This is a genomic window from Microbacterium testaceum StLB037 (assembly GCF_000202635.1).
Lineage (GTDB): Bacteria > Actinomycetota > Actinomycetes > Actinomycetales > Microbacteriaceae > Microbacterium > Microbacterium testaceum_F.
On sequence record NC_015125.1, the window covers coordinates 3,683,826 to 3,700,611 of the forward strand.

At 70.7% G+C, this 16,786-nt stretch carries 14 protein-coding genes and 2 tRNA genes; 13 read left to right on the forward strand and 3 right to left on the reverse strand.

Annotation, left to right across the window (positions count from 1 at the left end; genetic code table 11):
* The first annotated feature begins 45 nt into the window (after positions 1 to 45).
* The 9 genes from dusB (at position 46) to MTES_RS16900 (ending at position 10,711) form a co-directional block, all read left to right on the forward strand.
* Positions 46 to 1,212, forward strand: a complete 1,167-nt coding sequence (dusB, locus tag MTES_RS16860) for a tRNA dihydrouridine synthase DusB (RefSeq protein ID WP_013586491.1) — start codon at positions 46 to 48, stop codon at positions 1,210 to 1,212.
* Positions 1,184 to 2,536, forward strand: a complete 1,353-nt coding sequence (locus MTES_RS16865; protein ID WP_043361642.1) for a deoxyguanosinetriphosphate triphosphohydrolase — start codon at positions 1,184 to 1,186, stop codon at positions 2,534 to 2,536. Before dusB ends, MTES_RS16865 begins: the two co-directional genes overlap by 29 nt.
* Entirely contained in the window at positions 2,536 to 4,374 is a 1,839-nt protein-coding gene (gene dnaG / locus MTES_RS16870) for a DNA primase (protein WP_013586493.1), read from the forward strand. The genes MTES_RS16865 and dnaG overlap by 1 nt, the downstream gene beginning before the upstream one ends.
* A 91-nt stretch (positions 4,375 to 4,465) precedes the next feature.
* Positions 4,466 to 5,239, forward strand: a complete 774-nt coding sequence (locus tag MTES_RS16875; protein ID WP_013586494.1) for an ATP-binding cassette domain-containing protein — start codon at positions 4,466 to 4,468, stop codon at positions 5,237 to 5,239.
* A 62-nt stretch (positions 5,240 to 5,301) separates the two neighbouring features.
* Positions 5,302 to 5,374: transfer RNA gene (locus tag MTES_RS16880), tRNA-Asn, on the forward strand.
* Positions 5,375 to 5,555: 181 nt separating this feature from the next.
* The gene (locus MTES_RS16885; protein ID WP_013586495.1) at positions 5,556 to 7,985 is read left to right on the forward strand and encodes an acyltransferase family protein; all 2,430 of its coding nucleotides are present in this window, start codon (positions 5,556 to 5,558) and stop codon (positions 7,983 to 7,985) included.
* Between the two features lie 37 nt (positions 7,986 to 8,022).
* Complete coding sequence (gene glsA / locus MTES_RS16890; RefSeq protein ID WP_013586496.1) at positions 8,023 to 8,952, forward strand: glutaminase A; 930 nt, start codon at positions 8,023 to 8,025, stop codon at positions 8,950 to 8,952.
* A gap of 80 nt (positions 8,953 to 9,032) precedes the next feature.
* Positions 9,033 to 9,407 carry a hypothetical protein gene (locus tag MTES_RS16895; RefSeq protein WP_013586497.1) on the forward strand — a complete coding sequence of 125 codons (375 nt, stop codon included), beginning with the start codon at positions 9,033 to 9,035 and terminating at the stop codon, positions 9,405 to 9,407.
* Positions 9,407 to 10,711: a glutathionylspermidine synthase family protein gene (locus tag MTES_RS16900; protein ID WP_013586498.1), complete on the forward strand. Its 1,305-nt coding sequence runs from the start codon at positions 9,407 to 9,409 to the stop codon at positions 10,709 to 10,711. Before MTES_RS16895 ends, MTES_RS16900 begins: the two co-directional genes overlap by 1 nt.
* Positions 10,712 to 10,753: 42 nt before the next feature.
* On the opposite strand, the gene def is transcribed toward MTES_RS16900, so the two are convergent.
* Positions 10,754 to 11,320, reverse strand: a complete 567-nt coding sequence (gene def / locus MTES_RS16905) for a peptide deformylase (protein ID WP_013586499.1) — start codon at positions 11,318 to 11,320, stop codon at positions 10,754 to 10,756.
* A 41-nt stretch (positions 11,321 to 11,361) separates the two neighbouring features.
* Between def and MTES_RS16910 the strand changes: the two genes are divergently transcribed.
* Positions 11,362 to 12,324, forward strand: coding sequence for a DMT family transporter (locus MTES_RS16910; protein ID WP_013586500.1), 963 nt, complete (start codon positions 11,362 to 11,364; stop codon positions 12,322 to 12,324).
* Positions 12,325 to 12,490: 166 nt separating this feature from the next.
* A tRNA-Ile gene (locus MTES_RS16915) sits at positions 12,491 to 12,567 on the forward strand.
* Between the two features lie 137 nt (positions 12,568 to 12,704).
* On the opposite strand, the gene MTES_RS16920 is transcribed toward MTES_RS16915, so the two are convergent.
* Both MTES_RS16920 and MTES_RS16925 read right to left on the reverse strand, forming a co-directional pair.
* A complete protein-coding gene (locus MTES_RS16920) occupies positions 12,705 to 13,748 on the reverse strand; it encodes a methionine synthase (protein WP_013586501.1) in 1,044 nt (347 codons plus the stop codon).
* Positions 13,745 to 14,725: a putative oxygenase MesX gene (locus MTES_RS16925; RefSeq protein WP_013586502.1), complete on the reverse strand. Its 981-nt coding sequence runs from the start codon at positions 14,723 to 14,725 to the stop codon at positions 13,745 to 13,747. Before MTES_RS16925 ends, MTES_RS16920 begins: the two co-directional genes overlap by 4 nt.
* A 103-nt stretch (positions 14,726 to 14,828) precedes the next feature.
* On the opposite strand from MTES_RS16925, the gene MTES_RS16930 reads away from it, so the two are divergent.
* Positions 14,829 to 15,779: a LysR family transcriptional regulator gene (locus tag MTES_RS16930; protein ID WP_043361645.1), complete on the forward strand. Its 951-nt coding sequence runs from the start codon at positions 14,829 to 14,831 to the stop codon at positions 15,777 to 15,779.
* A 34-nt stretch (positions 15,780 to 15,813) separates the two neighbouring features.
* The gene (locus MTES_RS16935; RefSeq protein ID WP_013586504.1) at positions 15,814 to 16,746 is read left to right on the forward strand and encodes a methyltransferase family protein; all 933 of its coding nucleotides are present in this window, start codon (positions 15,814 to 15,816) and stop codon (positions 16,744 to 16,746) included.
* The last annotated feature ends 40 nt before the right edge of the window (positions 16,747 to 16,786 follow it).

The following is a 16,786-nucleotide window of genomic DNA, read 5'->3' on the forward strand; positions in this document are numbered from 1 at the left end:
CCGGCGCGGGCACCGCTGTCGCGCGACGTCTGGGAGAATAGGACAGTGAATACGGCATTGGCTCCGGCGCGGACGCTCCGCATCGGCAACATCGAGCTCGACGCCCCCGTCGTCCTCGCTCCGATGGCCGGCATCACGAACACGGCGTTCCGTCGCCTGTGTCGCGAATACGGTGCCGGCCTGTACGTGAGCGAGATGATCACGACGCGCGCCCTCGTCGAGCGCAACGACACGACCATGCGGCTCATCCGCCACCACGAGTCCGAGACCCCGCGCTCGATCCAGCTCTACGGCGTCGACCCGGGGACGGTCGAGGCGGCCGTGCGCATCATCGTCGACGAAGACCACGCCGACCACATCGACCTCAACTTCGGCTGCCCCGTCCCGAAGGTCACCCGCCGCGGCGGCGGCGCCGCTCTGCCGTGGAAGACGTCGCTGTTCCGCGAGATCGTCGAACGGGCGGTCCGCGCCGCGGGCGAGAAGCCGCTCACGATCAAGATGCGCAAGGGCATCGACGCCGATCACCTGACCTACCTCGAGGCCGGGCGGATCGCCGAGGGCGCCGGCGTGGCATCCATCGCCCTGCACGCGCGCACCGCGAGCGAGTTCTACTCCGGTCACGCCGACTGGTCGGCGATCACGAAGCTGAAAGAGACGGTCACGAGCGTTCCCGTGCTCGGCAACGGCGACATCTGGTCGGCCGACGACGCGGCGCGCATGATGGCCGAGACCGGCTGCGACGGTGTCGTCGTCGGCCGCGGCTGTCTCGGCCGCCCGTGGCTGTTCGGCGACCTCGCCCGCGCGCTGGGTCAGCCCGGCGCCGCCCACGGCGAGCCCGTCGATGCGACCCTCGGCTTCGTCGCGAAGGCGTTCCGCCGCCACGCCGAACTCCTCGTCGAGTTCTTCGAGGACGAGGGGCGCGGATGCCGTGACATCCGCAAGCACGTCGCCTGGTACTTCAAGGGGTATCCCGTCGGCGGCGAGCTGCGCGCGAGCCTCGCGACCGCGTCGACCCTCAACGAGATCGACGAGCTGCTCGCCACGATGGAGCTCGACGCGCCCTACCCGGGAGCGGCGGCCGAGGGCCAGCGCGGGCGCGCCGGCACCCCGAAGCGTCCAGCGCTGCCCGACCGGTGGCTCGAGTCTCACGAGATCGGCGACGCGGCCGGTCGCGAACTCGCCGATGCGGAGCTGCATCACAGTGGGGGCTGAGGTGACGGCGACGACCGCCCGCCCCCTCGGGTACGCGGATGCCGATGCCGCCCGGTTCCACGAAGAGAAGCACCGTTCGCAGCGCGACGATTTCGCGCGCGACCGCGCCCGCGTGCTGCACTCCGCAGCCCTCCGGCGCCTCGCCGCGAAGACGCAGGTGCTGAGCCCGGCCAGCCCCGCCGACTTCGCCCGCAACCGCCTCACACACTCGCTGGAGGTCGCGCAGGTCGGCCGCGAGCTGGCGACCGCTCTGCAGCTCTCGCCCGACGTCGTCGACACCGCGTGCCTGAGCCACGACCTCGGCCACCCTCCGTTCGGCCACAACGGCGAGCGGGCGCTCAACGATTGGGCGGCCGACATCGGCGGCTTCGAGGGCAACGCGCAGACCCTGCGCATCCTCACGCGCCTCGAGCCCAAGGTGTTCGGCGCCGACGGGGAACCGTTCGGACTCAACCTCACGCGTGCCAGCCTCGACGCCACGTGCAAGTACCCGTGGACGGTCGACGAGCCCGTCCCCGACCCGGGCGGGCGCTTGAAGTTCGGCGTGTACCCCGATGACGAGCCGGTCTTCCACTGGATGCGGGGCGAGGCTCCGGCGCGTCAGCGCTGCATCGAGGCCGAGGTCATGGATCTCTCCGACGACATCGCCTATTCGGTGCACGACTTCGAAGACGCGGTCGTCAACCGCTACGTCGACCCCGCCCGCTTGGCATCCCGAGTCGGTCGCGAGGGCCTGCTCGACGCGATCCAGCGCTGGGTCGGGTACGACTTCGTGCGCGACGATCTCGCCCAGGGACTCGACCGGCTGATGGCGATGCCCGAGTGGATCCACTCTTTCGACGGCACGCGCCCCGCACTCGCGCGCCTGAAGAACCTCACCTCCGACCTGATCGGACGCTTCGCCCGCGCGGCGACCGCTGCCACCCGAGAGGCCTACCCGGCGGACGAGCTCACGCGCTACCGCGCCCGCGTGATCGTGCCCACCGAGGTCGAGACCGAGATGGCCGTGCTGAAGGGCATCATCGGTGCGACGGTGGTATCGATCGACGGTCGCAAGGTGCTCTACCGCGAGCAGCGGAGTGTGCTCAAGCGCTTGGCATCCGCCCTCTGGGAGAACCCGGGAGCCCTCGACGCCCTGCACGCCCCGGACTTCGCCGCCGCGGCGGACGACACCGCCCGCCGCCGGGTCGTCGTCGACCAGGTCGCGAGCCTGACCGATCAGCTCGCGATCGCCTGGCACAACCGTCTCGTGGGAGAAGTGGATGCCGCCGAGCTCGGCGTCTGGGCACCCGGATCCCGTGCGCCCCGCGGAGCGGATGCCTGATGGCCCGCATCCGCCAGTCCGACATAGACGAGGTCAAGGCGCGGGTCAACATCGCCGATGTCGTCGGTGAGCGCGTCGCGCTGAAGTCCGCCGGTGTGGGCTCGATGAAGGGGCTCTGCCCGTTCCACGACGAGCGCAGCCCGAGCTTCCACGTGCGACCGCAGGTCGGCTACTACCACTGCTTCGGCTGCGGGGAGTCGGGCGATGTCTACTCCTTCCTCCGCGCGATGGACCACGTCTCGTTCACCGAGGCCGTCGAGCGGATGGCCGCGCGCGTGGGCTACACGCTGCACTACGAAGACGGCGGCCCCGCGCCCGAGACCACCGGGCGCTCGCGCCTGTACGCCGCCAACGCCGCAGCCGCCGAATACTTCCGCGCGCAGCTGATGACGCCCGAGGCCGACACGGGCCGGCGCTTCCTCGGCGACCGCGGGTTCGACGCGGGAGCGGCGGCGCACTTCGGCGTCGGCTACGCCCCCAAGGGCTGGTCGCACCTCATGGACCACCTGCTCGCGCAGAAGTTCACGCGCGACGAGCTGCTGCAGGCGGGACTCGTCTCGCAGGGGCAGCGCGGCGTGTACGACCGGTTCCGCGGGCGGCTCGTCTGGCCCATCCGGGATGTCACCGGGCAGGTGATCGGTTTCGGGGCGCGCAAGCTCTACGACGACGACCAGGGCCCGAAGTACCTCAACACCCCCGAGACGCCGATCTACAAGAAGGCCCAGGTTCTCTACGGCCTCGACCTGGCGAAGCGCGACATCTCGCGCTCGCACCGGGTCGTCGTCGTCGAGGGCTACACCGACGTCATGGCGTGCCACCTCGCCGGCATCACCACGGCGATCGCCTCGTGCGGGACCGCGTTCGGCAGCGACCACATCACGGTGCTCCGCCGCGTCATGGGCGACGACAGCTCCTCGGGCGAGGTCGTCTTCACCTTCGATCCGGATGCCGCGGGCCAGAAGGCGGCGCTTCGCGCCTTCGCCGACGAGAAGCGCTTCGCCGCCCAGACGTACGTCGCCGTGGCTCCCGAAGGCCTCGACCCGTGCGATCTGCGTCTCCAGCGCGGAGACGGCGCGGTGCGGGCGCTGATGGACAACAAAGCCCCGATGTTCGAGTTCGTGATCGACCAGCGTCTGAAGGACTTCGACCTCGGCAGCGTCGAGGGGCGCGCGGGGGCGCTCCGGGCCGCGGCCCCGATCGTCGCCGACATCCGCGATCCCGCGCTGCGCCCCGGCTACGTCCGCGTCCTCGCGCGGCGGCTCGGTCTCGACATGCCCGAGGTGCAGTCCGCCGTCGAGCGCGCCGCGCGCGGCGCCGACAGGGCCGAGAAACGCGAGACCGCACGCGAGGCGGACGCGGCCCCCGTCGCGGTGTCCGTGACCATGGCCTCGCTGCCGAACACCCGCGACGTCGCCCTCGAGCGCGGCGCGATGATGGCGTTCCTCCAGTACGGGCACCGGATCGAGCCCGAGCTGTTCCTGCGCGCGCTGCAGACACCGTTCGGTCACCCCGCCCTCGAAGCGGTGCGGAGCACTCTGGCATCCACGGATCTGTCCCAACCCGGGTGGGCCGTCGCGGCCGTCGAGGCGGTCCGCGAGCCGTTCCGCTCCCTCGCCGCCGAACTGCTGACGTCCGAGTTCCCCGCGCGCACCGAGGAGGGGGCGGTCGTCGCGGCGAACGACCTGTCGCGACGGTTGCTCGTCCGCGAACTCGAGCGCCAGAAGGCCGAGCTGCTGCGCGAGGTGCAGCGCGTCCCCGCCGACACCGACGAGGGGCGTCGCCTCGGGCTGCGCCTGCGCGATCTCGAGGCGGATCGCCAGCGGCTCATCGCCTCATAGCGTCGGCTGTCGCGCAACGGGCCGTTACCGCACCGGCGTGTCGGGAGGGAAGCCCGATGCGTCCCCGCGGGTCTTCGGCGAGGATGAGGGGATGCCCCGGACACTCGACACCGACGTCGCCATCCGCGCCGACGATCTCTCGCTCGCTCGCAACGGCGTCCGCGTGATCGACGGCATCACCCTGACGCTTCCGTTCGCCGAGACGCTGGTGGTGCGCGGGGCGACCGGCTCGGGCAAGACGTCCCTGGTCTCGATGCTCGCGGGCCGACCCGACGAAGGGCTGAGCGTCGTCGGGGGAGAGGCGTACGTCCACGGCATCTCCGCGCGGCGCCCCGGGCGCGCGCACCGCGAGTGGACGTTCCACACGGGCTACCTCCCGCAGGGGGCCGGCGCTTCGCTGCCCTCGCGCCTCACCGTGCAGGACGTCATCGCCGAGCCGATCACGAGTCGCGACCGCCGTGTGAACACCCGGGCCCTCGCGGTCCGGGTCGCGACCCTTCTCGACGAGATGGAGCTGCCCCTCGGCACGGCGCCGAAGTATCCGTACGAGCTCAGCGCCGGCATGCGGCAGCGCGTGGCGCTGGCCCGCGCGTTCGTGCTGGAGCCCCGGCTCTTCGTCGCGGACGACCTCTACGCGAACCTCGACGTCGAGGTGCGCGCCGCCGCGCGCGCGTCGATCGTGCGTCGGCGCGACGAGCGCGGAATGGCCACCGTGGTCGTGACGAACGACGCCGACGCCCCGACGGATCTGGATGCCGACGTGCTCGTGCTGCACGGCGGCCACGCCGTCGCGTTCGGTCACGGAGCCGACGAGCTGCAGTGGACGCCGGGCGGCGCGCCCGACCGGCGCGTTTCGACCGCCTGATTTTTCGACTGCCCCGCGGTGCTGTTAGTATCGTGTGGTTGCCCGCCGCAAGGCGAGCATGATCCTCGGTAGCTCAATTGGCAGAGCAATCGGCTGTTAACCGATAGGTTCTTGGTTCGAGTCCAAGCCGGGGAGCGAGATGTCCACGCCCATCTAGCGTGGCTCTCAACCTAGGCCCGGGCTTCCACCCCGGGCCTTACCTTTTCCCGGAGAACGGCCACGGATCGCCCGCTCGGCTCGTCGCGGTCCCCGGCCGTGGGAGCGGTTCCACTAGACTCGCTCCGGCCCTCGCCCGAGGCCGGAGAGGACACCGCCCGTGCACGCAGCGACACCGCGCGTGCGCCGCGATCTGCAGGGCCTCCGCGCGATCGCGGTGCTGGCGGTGGTGGCCACCCACCTGACCGGCTGGCCGAGGGGCGGCTTCGTCGGAGTCGACGTGTTCTTCGTGCTGTCCGGCTTCCTCGTCACCGGCATCCTGCTCCGCGACCTGGAGTCCCGCGGAACGGTGCACCTCCGGCGCTTCTTCGCCCGCCGCGTGCGTCGTCTGCTCCCCGCGGCTCTTCTGGTTCTCGCGGGGGTCGTGGGCACCGGGTTCCTCGTCTTCCCCGGCGTGCGAGCGGAGGACCTCGTCGCCGACGCGCTCGCCGCGGCCGGGCTCGTGTCGAACTGGCGATTCGCCCTCGAGGGCCGCGACTACTTCTCGAGCGTCGACGTGTCGCCGTTGCAGCACTTCTGGTCGCTGTCCGTCGAAGAGCAGTTCTCGCTGTGCTGGCCCGTGCTCGTCCTCCTCGCCGTGTCGTTCCTCCCCGCGCTCGCTCGCCGCGGGAGCGCCGGTCGCTCGGCGGTGGGCGTCCTCGCGGCGCTGGTCGTCGTGGCATCCGGGATCGTTGCGTGGATGCAGACGTCGAGCGACCCCGCGGTGGCCTACTTCTCGACATTCACGCGCGCGGGGGAGCTCGGCGTCGGCGCCGTCCTCGCCAGCCTCGCCCCCGTGCTGGCGCGCCTTCACGCAGCCGTGCGCGTTCCCCTGGCCTGGATCGGGGTGGGTATCGTGGCCGCCTCGTTCGTCATCGTCGATCCCGAATCGCCGTTCCCCGCCCCGTGGGCGGCTCTTCCGGTCGCCGGGGCCGCACTCGTGATCGCGGCGGGGATCGGGGGAGACCCGCGGCATCGATCCTTGTTCGTGCTGACCAACCCGCTCGCCGTGGCCATCGGCGACGTCTCGTACTCCCTGTACCTCTGGCACCTGCCCGTCATCGTCTTCGCGGGTGCGCTCCTGCCGCCGGGGCCGGCGGCGATGCCGATCACCGTGCTCATCCTCGTCGTCCTGACGGTCGCGACCTTCCTCGGTGTGGAGCAGCCCCTGCACCGGTCGCCGTGGCTGAACCGCGACGACGGGTCGCCTCTCCCGCCCGAGCCGCTGACGCCCGCGCCCCTCGCATCTGCTCCCCTCACGCCCGTGGCGGCCGCTCCGGCTGCTCGCGCACACTCCACGACACCTCCGCGTTCGTCCGCCCTGGCATCGCGCCCGGCCGGGTGGGTGCCGGGCCAGCGCTACTACCCGGGCTCGCGACCCGGCGCGGCACCCCCGCCCGACTCGGCCGCCCCGGTGTCGCGGATCGACCGGTCCGCCGGCCCGCCGCCCTCCGCGGACATCCCCGCGCTCATGGCACCCACGCCGCCCCCCGAGAGCCCCCGCGCCGCGCAGCCGTTCGCGGCCACGCCCCCGCCCCGCCAGAGCTGGGCCGACTGGCGCTCCCGCTTCGCGCCGCGGATGGGCCTGGCCGCCGCGAGCCTCGTGATCGGGGCGGGGGCGACGGTGCTGGCCGTCTTCGTCGCGTACGGAGCTCCCGTCCTCCCTCCCGCGCCCGCTCCCGCCGCGGTCGCGACGCCCCACGACGACGGCGGCTCGCTCACCGCGCTGCAAGCCGATCTCGCCGCCGCGACGACGGCCGCCGCCTGGCCCGAGCTGCATCCCTCGATCGACGACGCGATGCGGGAGTCCTCCGCCGCCAACCGCGCGCACGACTGCTTCACGCCCGACCCTCTTCCCGACCTCGGCCGCTGCACCTGGGGCAGCCCCGATGCGCCGCGGCACCTCTATCTCGTCGGAGATTCCAGCGCGATGGCCTACGCGCCCACGTTCGCGAAGCTCGCCGAAGACAGCGGAGGCCAGTGGCGCGTCACCACGGTGGGGATGTACGGATGCCGCTTCACCGACGTCCTCATCGAGAGCCGGGATCCCGCGGTCACGGCGGGCTGCGCACAGCGCAAGACGGACGTCGCCGCGCTGATCGCCGCCGCCCCCGCGGATCTCCTCGTCGTCTCGAACGCCTTCACCCTGGCGCGCACGGTCGACGGGCGCGATCTCAACGCCGAGGAGGTGGCATCCGCTGTCTCTTCCGAGGTCGGCGGGTGGGCACCCGCCGGACGCACGGTGTACCTGTCTCCGCCCCCGCACGGCGCGGACCTCGGTCGCTGCGTCTCGAGTGTGACGGGCCCGGGGGCGTGTCTCGCCGCCGTCGACGACGTCTGGACCGACATGGAGAGCGCGATCGAGGCGCGGGCCACGACGACGGGAGACACGGCGATCAGCGCCCTGCCGTTCACGTGCGTCGACCGGGTCTGCCCCGCGTTCGCCGGCGACATCCCGGTCCGCTACGACGAGATCCACATCACGCCCGCGTACGCGGAGCGTCTGACGCCGATCCTCCGCGCGGACCTGACCGCCCGCGGCCTGCTGTGACGGCCCGCCCCACCGCGAAGCCTGCGAGGCTGGGAGCGTGACCCCCGCGAACGATCCCGACCGGTACGACCTCGACGCCCTGCGCGAGAGCCTGCTCGACGAACGCGGGGGAGAGGTGGACGACAGCATCCCTGCGCTCGCGGATGCCGATCCCGACCTCTGCGCGATCGCTCTCGCACTGCCGGACGGGACCGTGCGCTCCAGCACGGACGCGGATGTCGCGTTCAGCATCCAGTCCGCCGTGAAGCCCTTCCTGTTCGCTCTCGCACTGCTCGACACCGGCGGCGAAGCCCTCGACCGCGTGGGCATCGAACCCACGGGGGAGTCCTTCGACGCGATCAAACTCGAAAGCGGGACCGGACGACCCCCGAACCCGATGGTGAACGCGGGCGCGCTGCTCACCGCGGCCCTGGTGGACGGCGAGGGTCCGACCGCGCGCAGCGCCCGGATCGCGCGAGGACTCGCCGCCTTCGCCGGCCGCGAGCTCGACGTCGACGAAGACGTCGCGCACGACGAACACCTGCTCGGCGACCGCAATCACGCCCTCGCCCATCTCATGCGGGCCGAGGACACCCTGGCGGTCTCGGCCGACGATGCCGTCGCGGTCTACGCGCGCGCCTGCGCGACACTCGTGGATGCCGCGACCCTGGCCGTCATGGGGGCGACGCTCGCGCTCGGCGGCGTCAACCCGCGGACCGGCGAGCGGGTCGTCCCCGAAGCCGTGGCGCGCGACGTCGTGTCGGTCATGGCGACCTGCGGGGTCTACGACGGGTCGGGCCGCTGGATGCGCGCGGTCGGCGTCCCGGCGAAGTCGAGCGTGTCGGGGTCCCTCGTCCTGTCGACTCCCGGTCGGCTGGGCGCCGCAGCGGTCAGCCCTCCGCTCGACGAGCAGGGCACGAGCGTGCGTGGGCGCCTCGCCAGCGAGGTGCTCAGCCGGGACCTCCACCTCCACAGCTTCGCCGTCTGAGTGGCGGTTCGGCGGGGACACCATTCGCCGCCTGTGAGAGCATCTGCATGACCCCTTCACCGCTCACCCCAGGAGAGTCGATGCCCGTTGCCGCCCGCCGCCGCGCGTCACGCACCGTGACGATCGGTGTCGTCGCCGCCCTCGCCGCCACCCTCACGGGGTGCGGGCAGGGGACGAACGTCTCCGAGGACTACGCGCAGATCTGCCGCGACAACGCGACCGAGAAGCGGCTCCCGGACGACGACTGCAACAATCACGGCGGCAGCGCCCACTGGTACTACCTGCCCCTCGGGTCGAGCAGCCGCAACGTGCCGGCCGTCGGCGACCGCGCCTCGGGCGGCGTCGACACCCTGCCCGGCGGGAAGACCGCCGCGAAGGGCATTTCGGGCGACGGGGCGAGCGTCTCGCGCGGCGGGTTCGGCGGATCGGGATCCGACGGAAGTCACGGCGGCTGATGCGCCGCATCGAACTGGCGCCCCGACCCGACTGGGAGCGCACGATCAAGCAGTCGGGTCTCATCTACTCCCGGTCGCTACGCGACGACGGCTCGGCGGTCGAGTACTGGAACGATGGCGCGGCGTACGTCTTCACCCTCCCCGAGGTCGAGGCGCTCGAGAAGCAGACCGAGGAACTGCACCGCATGTGCCGCGAGGCGGCGACCTACCTGGCATCCGGAGAACTCGGACACCTCGGCCTCACCCCGCAGGCGTTCGAGTTCGCCCAGTGGTCGCTGGAGCAGGACGAGCCCGATGTCTACGCACGCTTCGACCTGGCCTACGCCGGCGACGGCTCTCCGGCGAAGATGCTCGAGTACAACGCCGATACGCCGACCGGACTCATCGAGGCCTCGGTGACCCAGTGGTTCTGGCTGCAGGACCGCATCAAGAGCGGCGCGCTGCCGGCCGACACCGACCAGTGGAACGGGCTGCACGAAGCCCTCGTCGAGCGCTGGCGCGTCCTGCTGCATCGTTCGTTGAGCGAGGGCGAGGGCGGACGCCTCTTCGTCGCCCACTCGGATGCCGACATCTACGGCGAGGACTGGGACACGGTCGCCTACATGCGCGACCTCGCGGGCGAGGCGGGCTGGGAGCACACCGGCATCGAGATGAAGGACATCGGCTGGCACCACGGCGCGCGCCAGTTCGTGGGCGTCCCCGAGCCGTGGGGCTCGTCCCGCAGCGTCAACGCACTCCCGGGGGATGCTCCAGAGACGCAGTATCCGGTGATCCGCAACCTCTTCAAGCTCTATCCCTGGGAGGACATCGTCTCCGGTGACGACCGCGTCGTCGGCGACCAGGAGTTCGGGGCCCTGCTGATCGCCGGGCGCGGCCTGTTCGGCCGCTGGTACGAGCCGGCGTGGAAGATGTTCCTCTCGAACAAGCTGCTCCTCGTCGCGCTGTGGCGGCTGTTCCCGGATCACCCCAACCTCCTGCCCGCCTACGCCGACGGTCCGAACGGCATGACCGACTACGTCGTCAAACCCGTCTTCGGGCGCGAGGGCGATGGCATCCGGGTCCACCGTGCCGACGGCAGCGTGACGACGAACGGGCAGGAGTACCGCCGCGAGGGCACGGGTCGCGAGCGCGTGTGGCAGCAGTACCATGAGCTGCCCGACTTCCCCGGGGCGAACGGGAGCAACCATCCGGTTCTCGGCTCGTGGGTCGTGAACGACGAGGCCTACGGGGTCGGCATCCGCGAGTCCGACGGGCCGATCACCGACTACTTCTGCCGCTTCGCCCCGAACATCATCGAGAGCTGACCTCCGGATGCCGCGCGGCCCGCGCCGCGGCGCGATCGGCGCTCACGCGTCGATGTCGTCGACTCCCGGCATCCAGGACGCACCGGGCTTGCCCCACTTGCGCTTCTTCGCGATCTTCGCGACCACCCGGCTGTCCTCGTCGTCGAGACGATCGACGTACAGAATGCCGTCGAGGTGATCGAACTCGTGCTGGAGGATGCGCGCCCGCCAGCCCGTCACCTCGATGCGCACGGGTCGACCGTCGAGATCGACGCCGGTGAGGAGCGCGGCATCCGAACGACGCAGCGGGAACCGCTCACCGGGGAACGACAGGCACCCCTCGGACTCGTCGTCGGGGTCGGGATAACCGGGCTCGAGCGGACGGATCCACAGCTCGGGGTTGATGACGACGCCCCGCCACGGGAGACCCTCGTCGTCCTCGTACGTGTACGTGAAGATGCGCAGGCCCACGCCCACCTGCGGTGCGGCGAGACCGACGCCGGGGGCGGCATCCATCGTCTCGAACATGTCGGCGACGAGGGTGCGCACCTCCTCGGTGATCTCGTCGACGCGGGCGGCGGGAGCGTGCAGCACGGGATCACCCATGATGCGAATCGGGAGAACGGCCACGTCACCAGCCTATCCAGCGAGCGGGCGGCTATCGTCGGAGGGTGATCCCGCTCGATGTCTCCCTCAGCGACGGAATCGACCAACTCGTCGGTGTCTTCCGCGACCCCCGCATTCTTCTCGGCATCCCGCTCGCCCTTCTCGGCGCGGTCTTCATGTCGTTCGGTGCGCAGTACCAGCACCGCGGAGTCCAGAAAGTCGAACGCCTCTCGGGCAAGACCACCGGCGGCCTGTCGCGGCAGCAGCTCACCTCGCTGCTGACGCGCCCGTCGTGGGTGGCCGGCACCCTGATGCTGGGCCTGGCGATCGTGTGCCAGCTGGCGGCCCTCTCGGTCGCGCCCCTCATCCTCGTGCAGCCCCTGGGGGCGATCGCCCTCGTCCTCACCACGGTACTGAACGCCCGCGTCACGCGGCACAAGCCGACCCGCCAATCGCTCATCGCGATCGCCGCGTGCGTCGGCGGCATCTTCATCTTCGTCACGATCGCCGCGTTCTTCGCGACCGAGCACGTGGTGACCGAGCGCGAACTGTGGATCATCCTCGGCATCCTGGCCGTCGTCGTGATCGTCTTCGGGGTCTTCTGGGTGCTCGTGCGGCGCAAGGCGCAGGCGCTGTTCTACATCATGGCCGCGGGCGTGATCTACGGCTTCGTCGCGACCCTCGCCAAGGTCGTCATCAGCCGCGCGCAGGCCGGCAACTTCGAGTGGCTGACGCTGCTGTGCCTGGTGGCCCTCCTCGCCGCGGTCGCCGTCGGCGCGTACTTCGTGCAGACGGCGTACTCGGTCGGCCCGCCCGACCTGGTGATCGCCGGCCTCACGGTCATCGACCCGATCGTGGCCGTGCTCATCGGACTCCTCGTGCTCGGCGAGGCCTCGACCGCCCCCGCCTGGGCGCTCATCGGCTTCGTGATCGCCGGCGCGATCGCCACGTGGGGCGTGATCCAGCTCACGAAGCACCACCCGCAGGTGACGGCCGACGGCAAGCCGAAGCAGCCGCGCGTCCACTGACGCGTCGGCGGCGTGACCGGGCGACCCGGCGCCTCCCCGAGATCACACGATCGTGTCGAGAACACCCGACGTCGTCGCGCACGAGCCGGTGATCTCGCGCGGAACGTGTGCTCTCGCGCGGGCCGCCCGCGAGAGAGGTCGGATGCCGGTAGGCTCGTCGTCGCTGGGGGCGGTGGCCAAGCTGGTCAAGGCAGCGGGCTCATAACCCGACGATCGTGGGTTCAAGTCCCACCCGCCCTACCATTGCCCTCACCCGGGCCGCCGACGTGACGGCGGGAGGGCCGGGGACGAGCGGAGGGCCGGGAACCCGGCATCCTCCTCCGTTCATCCCCGACCCTCCCGCCGTCACGCGCCGTCCCGCCGTGACCCGACGTCGCGCGTCAGACCAGGGCCGGCGCCGACACCTCGTCGCGCACGATCGCCGCCCCCGCCGCCAACGCGCTCATCTTCTCGAGCGCGACGCGGCGCGGCAGGGGAGCCATGCCGCAGTTGGTCGAGGGGATGAGCTTGTCGGCGTCGACGAACTGCAGGGCGCGACGCAGCGTCTCGGCGACCTCCTCGGGGGTCTCGACCGTCTCGGACGAGACGTCGATCGCGCCGAGCATGACCTTCTTGCCGCGGATGAGCTCGATGAGATCGATGGGCACGTGCGAGTGATGGCTCTCGAGAGAGACGGCGTCGATCGTCGACCGCTGCAGAAGCGGGAACGACTCCTCGTACTGGCGCCACTCGGAGCCGAGCGTCGCCTTCCAGTCGTTGTTCGCCTTGATGCCGTAGCCGTAGCAGATGTGCACGACCGTCTCTGCGCGCAGCCCCTCGGCGGCACGCTCGAGGGCGGCGACGCCCCAGTCCTTCATCTCGTCGAAGAACACGTTGAAGGCCGGCTCGTCGAACTGGATGACGTCGACCCCCGCCGCTTCGAGCTCGCGCGCCTCCTGGTTGAGGATCGTCGCGAACTCCCACGCGAGCTTCTCGCGGCTGCGGTAGTGATGGTCGGACAACGTGTCGATCATCGTCATGGGTCCGGGCAGGGCCCACTTGATCGGTCGGTCGGTCTGCGCGCGCAGGAAGGCGGCATCCTGGACGAAGACCGGCTGACGCCGGCTCACCGCTCCGACGACAGTCGGGACGCTCGCGTCATAGCGGTTCCGGATGCGAACGGTCTCGCGGTTCTCGAAATCGACGCCGTCGAGGTGCTCGATGAACGTCGTGACGAAGTGCTGGCGGGTCTGCTCACCGTCGCTGACGATGTCGATGCCGCGGCGCTCCTGCTCGTGGACGGCCGCGCGGAGGGCGTCGTGCTGCCCCTCGACGAGTTCGTCGCCGTCGAGCTCCCACGGCGCCCAGAGCACCTCGGGTCGCGCGAGCCACGCGGGCTTGGGGAGACTGCCGACCAGCGCGGTGGGGAGGAGGGACGTGGTCATCGGAGCACCGCCCCGACGTTCGCCGACCAGGCGTCGAGAGCCGCGCGGTGGGGCTTCACGAAGTGCTCCTCGGCGTAGCGTCCCTGCACCACGGCGAGCTGGCTGCGCTCCTCGCGGTCGTAGTCGATGCCGGTGCGGACGAACTCCGCCTGGTCGAGGGTGGGGCGGTACACCTCGCCGGCGGGGACGACGGCGTTGTAGATCTCGGGGCGGTAGATCTTCTGGAACGTCTCCATGGTGGCGATCGTTCCAGCCAGTTGCAGGTCGGTGTAGTCCGCGAGCAGATCGCCGCGGAAGTAGAACGCGAGCGGAGCGACGCTCCCACGCGGCATGAAGTACCGCACTCGAAGGCCCATCTTCGCGAAGTACTCGTCGGTGAGAGAGAACGCGTCCTGCTCGTACTCGACGCCCAGCACGGGGTGCACGACGCCGGTCCGGTGGTAGGTGCGGCTCGTCGACACGCTGATGCAGATCACCGGCGACGACGGGAAGCGGTCGCGGTAGGTCGCGGAGTCGAGGAAGTGCTGGAAGAGCTGGCCGTGCAGGTCGCCGAAGTCCTCGGGCACCGTGAAGGTCCCCGCGGCGGCTTTGGCCGCCGGCAGGACGACGCTGAAGTCGTAGTCGCGGAGGTAGGACGAGAAGTTGTTGCCGACGATGCCCGGGTGACTCTCGCCGGTCTCGGTGTCGAGGATGTGCACGTCGAGCACCTCGATCACGGGGAACTGCTCGTCGTCGGCCCCGTCGGAGAACTGCAGCTGCACCGACACGATGTCGAGCTCGAGGCGGTACCGCGCCTCGGTGGACAGCAACTCGTTGAGCCGGCGATCCATCATCGACAGCGCCCCGCGCAGATTCTGCCGGCGACCTGCTCCGCGAGCGAGGTTCGCGAAGTTCGTGGTCACGCGCGAGTTCTCCGCCGGGGCGTAGTGCTCGTCGAAACGGGTGGTGGTGATGCTGAACGTGATGTCGTTCGTCATGACGTGCCAATCAGAAAGGGTCGGATGCCGCTCCCTCATCGTGCTCGCAACACTCAGGCATCGGGTAATTCGGCGCATCTATGCGGAGGTATAGCCTGTGACTATGGCTCGTCGTCCGAGTGGCATCACGCTCCAACAGCTGCAGTACTTCATCGAGGTCGCCGCCGAGGGATCCATCAGCGCGGCCGCCGATCTGCTCTACGTCGCGCAACCGACGATGTCGGCCGCCATGCGCGACCTCGAGAGCCGTGTCGGACGCGAGCTCCTGGTGCGCTCGGCCCGCGGAGTCACGCTGACCAACGACGGCGTCGAGTTCCTCGGGTACGCCCGACAGGTCGTGGAGCAGGCCGAGCTGCTCGAGCAGCGATACCTCGGCCGCCCTCCGTCCCGCAGGCTCCTGGGCGTCTCGGCGCAGCACTACTCGTTCGTCGTGGACGCGTTCGTGCGCATGGTCCGTGCGAGCGACGCGGCGGAGTACGAGTTCTCACTCCGTGAGACGCGGACCTGGGACATCATCGAGGACGTCCGGACGCTGCGCAGCGAGCTCGGCATCCTGTTCCGCAACGACTTCAACCGCAACGTCATCGACAAGCTGTTGCGCGACTCGGGGCTGGCGTTCCACCCGCTCTTCGTCGCCGCCCCGCACATCTTCGTCTCGCGGCGAAATCCTCTCGCGTCACGCGAGCGCGCGACCCTCGATGACCTCGTCGACCTGCCGCGCCTGACCTTCGACCAGGGCGCCAACAACTCGTTCTATTTCGCCGAGGAGATCCTCTCGACGCTGTCGAGCGCGCAGGAGATCCGTGTCTCCGATCGCGCCACGATCTTCAACCTCATGATCGGCCTCGACGGCTACACGATCTCGACCGGCATCATCAGCGACGACCTCGACCCCGAGATCGTCGCGGTGCCCCTCGACGTCGACGAACGGATCGAGATCGGCTGGATCGGACGGACGGCCATCCCGCTCACCGATCAGGCCCAGCGCTATCTCTCGGAACTGCGGGCCGTCGTCGCCGAGGCGGGTGTCGCCCTCGCCGACGCCGCCGCGTAGCACCGCCCGACACCGCAGATTACGCTCGATCGAGATGGACACCACCGCCCTCCGCCCGGCACTCGTCGGCCGCCTGCACTTCGCCGTGCAGGCGCTGTCCGGGGCGGCGTGGTGGATCGCCGTGTTCACGGTGCCCTTCGTGCGGACGGCGACTCTCGGCGCCCTCGATCCCGTCGTGGTCGCCGCCCTCGACATCCCGTTGTTCGTGGTGGCATCCGGTCTCGCGGTGCTTCCCGGACGGACGGGGCCAATCGGGGCCCTCGTCGCGACGGCCTGGACCCTGTTCGTCACCGCCTCGCTCGGGCTGTACGCGACGATCACCGGGCTCGCGGGGTGGGGCGTGCTCGCGATGATCGCGGCCTCCGTGTGCTCGCTGCTCGCGCTGTCGCTGCTGTGGCTGGGCCGCATCCCGACGAGCTGGCTGCTCGTCGGACCGTTCGCGTTCCGGCCCGCCCGTCCGCGCCGGTCGCCCGTCGCGCACATCATCGCCACGACCGGACAGATCGTGGTGTTCTGGGGGCTGTTCCTCGTCGTGTTCCCGCTCGTGATCGCCTTCCTCGAGCGGCGGTGGGGGCTGTCCGTGCCCCTGCCTCTCGGCGTGACCGTCATCGGCGCCGTCCTCGTGCTCGCGGCGAGCCTGCTCGGCCTCGCGTCGGCGGCCGCGTTGACCGTAAAGGGCGACGGAACACCACTGCCCTCCGCGATGCCCAATCGCCTCGTCATCGCCGGTCCGTACCGGTGGGTCCGCAACCCGATGGCCGTCGCGGGAATCGTCCAGGGCGTGGGCGTCGGACTCATCCTGCAGTCGTGGCTCGTCGTCGTGTGGGCTCTCGTGGGCTCGCTCGTCTGGAACTACGCGATCCGCCCCCACGAGGAGGCCGACCTCGAGGCGAGCTTCGGCGAGGACTACCGCCGTTACTCCGCCCAGGTACGGTGCTGGACCCCTGGTCGCCGCATCGCCCGCTGAACACGGCGAAGGCCCCGCCCCCACCACCCGGGTGAGAACG

Bases quoted from the DNA above. Each gene is read 5' to 3' on its own strand.
- MTES_RS16865 (WP_043361642.1), top strand. From the start codon at position 1,184: ATGCGGAGCTGCATCACAGTGGGGGCTGAGGTGACGGCGACGACCGCC.
- dnaG (WP_013586493.1), top strand. From the start codon at position 2,536: ATGGCCCGCATCCGCCAGTCCGACATAGACGAGGTCAAGGCGCGGGTC.
- MTES_RS16875 (WP_013586494.1), top strand. From the start codon at position 4,466: ATGCCCCGGACACTCGACACCGACGTCGCCATCCGCGCCGACGATCTC.
- MTES_RS16895 (WP_013586497.1), top strand. From the start codon at position 9,033: ATGCCCGTTGCCGCCCGCCGCCGCGCGTCACGCACCGTGACGATCGGT.
- MTES_RS16900 (WP_013586498.1), top strand. From the start codon at position 9,407: ATGCGCCGCATCGAACTGGCGCCCCGACCCGACTGGGAGCGCACGATC.
- MTES_RS16920 (WP_013586501.1), bottom strand. From the start codon at position 13,748: ATGACCACGTCCCTCCTCCCCACCGCGCTGGTCGGCAGTCTCCCCAAG.
- MTES_RS16925 (WP_013586502.1), bottom strand. From the start codon at position 14,725: ATGACGAACGACATCACGTTCAGCATCACCACCACCCGTTTCGACGAG.
- MTES_RS16930 (WP_043361645.1), top strand. From the start codon at position 14,829: ATGGCTCGTCGTCCGAGTGGCATCACGCTCCAACAGCTGCAGTACTTC.
- MTES_RS16935 (WP_013586504.1), top strand. From the start codon at position 15,814: ATGGACACCACCGCCCTCCGCCCGGCACTCGTCGGCCGCCTGCACTTC.